Annotated in this window: 6 protein-coding genes; all 6 read right to left on the reverse strand. The window is 35.7% G+C overall.

What is annotated here, in order from left to right; translation table 11 throughout:
- Positions 1-558 (reverse strand): HAD family hydrolase (locus ACIQZ6_RS11560; RefSeq protein ID WP_395811254.1); only part of this gene is annotated, 558 nt, incomplete at its 3' end.
- 223 nt (positions 559-781) lie between these two features.
- Positions 782-1210 carry a nuclear transport factor 2 family protein gene (locus ACIQZ6_RS11565; protein WP_395811256.1) on the reverse strand — a complete coding sequence of 143 codons (429 nt, stop codon included), beginning with the start codon at positions 1208-1210 and terminating at the stop codon, positions 782-784.
- Positions 1211-1267: 57 nt separating this feature from the next.
- A complete protein-coding gene (locus tag ACIQZ6_RS11570) occupies positions 1268-2569 on the reverse strand; it encodes a bile acid:sodium symporter family protein (protein ID WP_395811258.1) in 1302 nt (433 codons plus the stop codon).
- A gap of 41 nt (positions 2570-2610) precedes the next feature.
- On the reverse strand, positions 2611-3534 hold the full coding sequence (locus ACIQZ6_RS11575; RefSeq protein ID WP_395811260.1) for an RraA family protein: 924 nt from the start codon (positions 3532-3534) through the stop codon (positions 2611-2613).
- 112 nt (positions 3535-3646) lie between these two features.
- The gene (locus ACIQZ6_RS11580) at positions 3647-5125 is read right to left on the reverse strand and encodes a PQQ-dependent sugar dehydrogenase (protein ID WP_395811262.1); all 1479 of its coding nucleotides are present in this window, start codon (positions 5123-5125) and stop codon (positions 3647-3649) included.
- Between the two features lie 4 nt (positions 5126-5129).
- On the reverse strand, positions 5130-5594 hold the full coding sequence (locus ACIQZ6_RS11585) for a c-type cytochrome (RefSeq protein WP_395811264.1): 465 nt from the start codon (positions 5592-5594) through the stop codon (positions 5130-5132).
- Positions 5595-5654 lie beyond the last annotated feature (60 nt).

A 5654-nucleotide genomic window follows, 5' to 3' on the forward strand; every position in this document is an offset into this window, starting at 1 on the left:
TCCATAAGTTAATAACACAAATGGGAGCCCTGCTTTTCTAGTTTCAATACTATCTCCATGGGTATCACCAATATAAACCGGACTCTGTAGGTTGTGCTTATCTATCAGGAGTTTAATATTATGATGTTTAGGCATTGAGTTGACACCATGCGCCATCTCATCAGTTATATAGTGTTCAATATCAGCCCACTTCATAAATTCAGTGATCAGGTTTTTGGGGCAGTTGCTTACAATTAGTAAGCGATATTTATCAGCAAGTTTGATCAATCCTTCTCTAACACCTTCATATAAAACACCTCCCATCTCTGGCATAAGTTTTATTCGGAATTCATTAATAGTATGATAAATTTCTTCCTGTCTTTCTTTTGAGGTGCCTGGGAACATATGATCAAGCACTACAGAACGTTCCCAGCCCATCACATGATGCAGATCTGCACGGGTAAATATTCTGTTCAAGTTTTCAGCTTTTACCCCCTCATTCCAAGATGCCAGGTAGGTATCCAGGGCATCCCATAAAGTGCCATCCAGGTCAAATATTAAACTATCGGGTTTTACCATTTTAATAATTAGTTTGTTTAAATTTTAATAATAAATACCGTGTGTACGATATATAAAAATCTAAAAATCAATATTTAACCACATAGTATTGAAGCTTGGCGGTTTTAAAATGCTATGTTTCTATGTGGTTTTTAAATAGTATATCGAGTTCATTTTAATAAAAAAGTGCGCTAGGGTATGAAGCGCACTTTTTAAGAATTAAGAGATATTAATCCCATCAAATTTATAGTATAAAGGCTTGTCTGACGAGCAATTTCCAAGCTCCGCCTTCCTTTCGCCAAACCATTGCATTCCCAATTCGAAGATCGGTTGGAACCCCAGAATCTGTTGCCTTAGCTACTAAAATATTCCTAACTATAGCAATAGTGCCTGTAATTGAAATAGTTTGATTAATTGGAGAGATGCTTGAAAAATTAAACGCACCATTAATTAAATCATCAATGAATACGTCCTTATTTTGAACTATTCCGCCTGAATGACCATAGGATAACCCTGGAGATACAATACTTTCCAAGACACTTTTTTCAGGATCAACCATTGCTTTGTTTAACTTTTCAACAGCAGCTGCTACATCCTTCTCATCCTTTGATTGCGCACTTAATGAAAGTAAAGAAGTTGATAATACGATAAGTAATCCGAAAAAACCTTTCATGTCTTTCTTATATTGAAATATACCTGTCAAAAAACCTTAGTTTCATGACAGGTATATTTAATTTTTATTTATATCAGAAAGGGTATCTTCAGCAGGTGGTCTGCTTCTCCACCAACTTGCCAATGCCGAACCGGTTACATTCATTAACGGACCAAAGATTGCTGGAGCAAGACCCACAGTAGCAATTTTGCCCATTTGCAGAGCTAATCCTGATGCAAGACCTCCGTTTTGCATACCTACTTCAAATGCAACTGTACGTCTATCTTTTTCTGGCATACCTGCCACCCATGACACTCCATAACCAAGTATATACCCAGCTAAATTATGCAGTAAACTGGTAATAATAAGCAATAATCCGACCTTCAATAAGCTATCACGACCCGCAGCTGTAATGATTGTTATAATTACAGCAATACCTACCATTGAAATCATAGAAAGAACTCTACCCATCCATTGATCATCTCCTTTCACTAGTTTACGAAGTACGATAGCAGTGATCATTGGTAAAATATAGAACCAGAATAATGATTTTCCAATAGCACTTAAGAAACCGTTAATGTCTGAACCACTTGACTTAATGTAAACCAGATTAGTCAATAAAATAACAATGAAGTAACCTATAAGCTGAATAAATTTAGATTTCTGGCTGGCTTCATTTTTAGAGAAGAGATTAAATATAAAACCTGCAACAATTGGAAGAATGATCATATTCAGAATATCAAGCATCATATGCCAAAAGTCTACCTGGATGTATTGACCACCAAGCCATTGCATTAGCAATGGTGTAACAAATGGAGATATGAGTGTAGAAATTGCTCCAATTGTAACCGCAAGGGCAAGATTTGCGTGTGCCAGGTAAGACATTACATTGGATGCTAAACCACTTGGCACCGTACCTATTAGGATAATTCCAGCAGCTATTTCTGGTGGAAATGAAAATATATGTGCAATACCAAAAGCAACAAGAGGCATAATAACATAATGAGCTCCAACTCCAATAAATACCCCTTTAGGCATTTTTATTACACCAGTAAAATCTTCAAAGCTCATTTGTGAACCCATCCCAAACATAATGATCTGTAAAAGAGGAACAATCATTAATTTCAATTGAAAATCACCAATTGACGTGAAATATTGAGGATAAAACATGGAAGCTGTAACCGCAGTAAAAATCCAGATGGTATATGAAAACGCTTTAAAAGTTTTTGTTCCTCTAACCCCTATTGCCAGAGTTGTAAAAAACAGGATTAGTAATGGACCTGCATTAGCCTGATTGCCTTGAGAAAGAAAGAAAAGAGCTGCTAACAAGCTTATACCTGCTATGCCTAATGCTAGAGAATAAATGTTCGACTGTTTCAAAATTTTAAAATTAAAGTTTAATTAATAATTATACTGATAGATTACCAGGTTCTTTTACTCATGATAACATCCAGTTCGGCCCTGGTCATTTTACCTTCTTCAGGATGATTTTGAATCCATTTGATAAAATCATCCTTGATATCACTTGTCCACTCACTGTCTAACTGACCACTAGAATATTTTCCTGACTTGATCACTTCAAATGCATACTTATCTCTTCTGACGATAAATTCTGCAGTTGAAACAACCTGTTCAGCTAAATGTGCTGGAACAAATAAAACACCAATTTTACCAGCTATTACCAGATCACCAGGTAAAACCATCGTACGTCCGATACGAATTGGAGTATTTAACCCCATTAATACCATATCTTCCATAAATCCAGGATGAAAGTCTCTGACAAAAGCATTAAATCCTTTGATTTCATCAAGCCCCTGTACATCACGTGCAGCACCATCAAAAATTACTCCATTTCCAGACTTTGTATAGATTGAAGTACCCAAAGTACTTCCAATCAAAGAACCTCCTACAATTTTTCCAAATCCATCAGCCACATAAACATCACCTTTTTGCAATACCGAAATGGGCCATGAATTTGTATTTCCAACACGGCCTTGTTTTATGCCCCTGTCTTTAATGTTTTTTTCGATGTCAGGACGGGTAGGCATATACATTGCTGTTACTACCCTTCCGGTGATTATTTCATCATTCAGTGTTTTCCAGCCCAGTTCAAACTGATTTACATATCCCATGACCTTTAAAACTTGCCAAGCATCATCAAGACCAATTTTTTTTGCTCTTTCCAATAAATTATCAGCCACCTTAGGTCGGCCATCAGAAAAACGATCGCCTTTCCATTCAGAGGTTAAAAAAGACAATTCTTCTTTTGCAATTGTTTGTGCTGATAAAATCCCGGAGATCGAAACTAAGCTTAGAACAGAAAATACGAATACTTTAATTTTCATAATTTTAAATTGTTACTATAAATAAACATAAAATATTTCAAAATCAGGCTTAAACACTTTCAAAATCAAAGATTAATATTCTTAGAATTCAAAAAATGAACTACCCGAATTACTAATTTTTCTTTTTTTGCCTTTTTTGATTTACAGCTGGAAAACTTACCTTCCAGATACTACCTAACTTGGCATCATATTCAATAATATACAATGAATTTCCAAGCAAAACAGCATCTGTTGGATTATTGAACGAATCTACAATCCGGGTGGTTTTTACAAAATAATTATCACTCAATTTATCATATGACATTTTGAGGTGTAGCAGATCTCTTCCTTGGTCTGTAAATGGCTTCATTAAGCTAGATTTAGATCCAAGCGTATTTCTAAGAACAAAACCATCTCCCTTAAATTGACTTGGGAGTTTTCGCTTAGTATCAAAAACAAGGCCTAGTGGAGAACTGTGAGCTGTAAACGTACTGATACTTACTCCGGTATTGTCGCCGTCAAGTATTTTACCTGAATGCCCTCTGTATTCATTGGCATCAGGGCCAAGATTTTGAACGCCAGGACTAAATTTTACACCTTCGGGTATTTTAGGGAAATCTGGATCATTTCTGAAATACTTCATCAACATACCATGAGAAGTAGCATTTAGAAATGGATCTTTCTTAGGATCGGGCATAAAATCAGGATATTGCTGTGGATTTTCAACGCCTCCCATGATCCAAGGAAATCCATAATGTTGGCCTTTTCTTACCCAAAACATATCTTCAGAATGATCATAGTCTGATGAATTGACAACAGCAAATAAATTACCTTCTTGATTAAAGGCCATATCATAAGCGTTACGAATACCTTCGGCATATAGGTAATTATCTGCTTTTAATTTATTTATGTCATTTGGTAATAGTAAATTCTCTGCATTGATCGGTATTCGAAAAATTTTGGTGGTTAAAGCATTATCTCGTGCATTAACATAAACTCCCTTATCATCCTGAATTTCGCCATGCCCGGTTCTAGATCCGGAAGTAATAAATATATATTGTTCATCGGGGCTCAGTACCAGGGCATTCCATCCATGATCCCATGTTGTTGCATTTAATCCATAAACTTCTGTATTAAAAACAACAGTCAACTTTGGTTTGCTATTGGGTGTAATTGAAAACCGCACCAATCTCCCCCTGGTACCTCTGTTACTGTTTTCAGTTGTATTGCCACATAAGAACAATTCAGATCCAGCAAAAACAGCACCCTGCAATTTGTTTATGCCATGATCATTGACAGTTAAAATTTGTTCAGAAACAACAGAACCATTCTTTTGACTAAGGTGAAAAACACCACCTTCAAAGGTTGTGTAATAGAAATCACCAGACACAGGGTGAATCAATAAGCGAACTGCATTAGCTTGGACATCGGCAAATTTTTCAATTAAAATATCAGACCTTAAGGGGATGGGTGTTGATTGAATTACAGGCTTTAATCGTGGAGTAAGGGTTTTTTCATCCTTTACCTTAGAATCATTTTGAGCGTTAGAAATAGAAGGAACTATCAATAAACTAAGAAGCCCAATTAAATAAATACCTTGTTTGATTTTCATTTTTTTATTCTGTTTTACCTAATTCTCTAAGAAATACAATTAATTGCCAGCGCTGTTCTTCGGTTAAAGCTTCTTTAAAAGGCGGCATATTACCTTTTCCATTGGTTAATTTCCAAAATAAGGCACCATCTTTTTGTTTGATCACTCGCTGATCATGAAAATTTGCAGGCCTGATTCCCATAGATCCTCCAGCAGGGCCATCGCCATAACCTGTATCTCCATGACATGAAAAGCAGTACATATTATATAACTCTTCTCCCTTTGAAATGTATTCCTGAGATACTGCTAGTGGATTTTTAAGAGAGTCGGCCGATGCCGGGGCTAGCCATGCATCTTTGTTTATTGTATCCTGCAAAAACTTAGAATCAGCATATTGATATGAAAAAGGCTGATCATTAATTGAAGAAGAGAATAATATAACACCAGAAGCACATAATAATAAGAGAGTATAAAATTTATATTTTTTCATAGCGTTAAAATTTATTATCAAACAGCTCTTTTGAAACAGTACTACAGCCAATACAAATTT

This window comes from Daejeonella sp. (assembly GCF_044348475.1).
Lineage (GTDB): Bacteria > Bacteroidota > Bacteroidia > Sphingobacteriales > Sphingobacteriaceae > Daejeonella.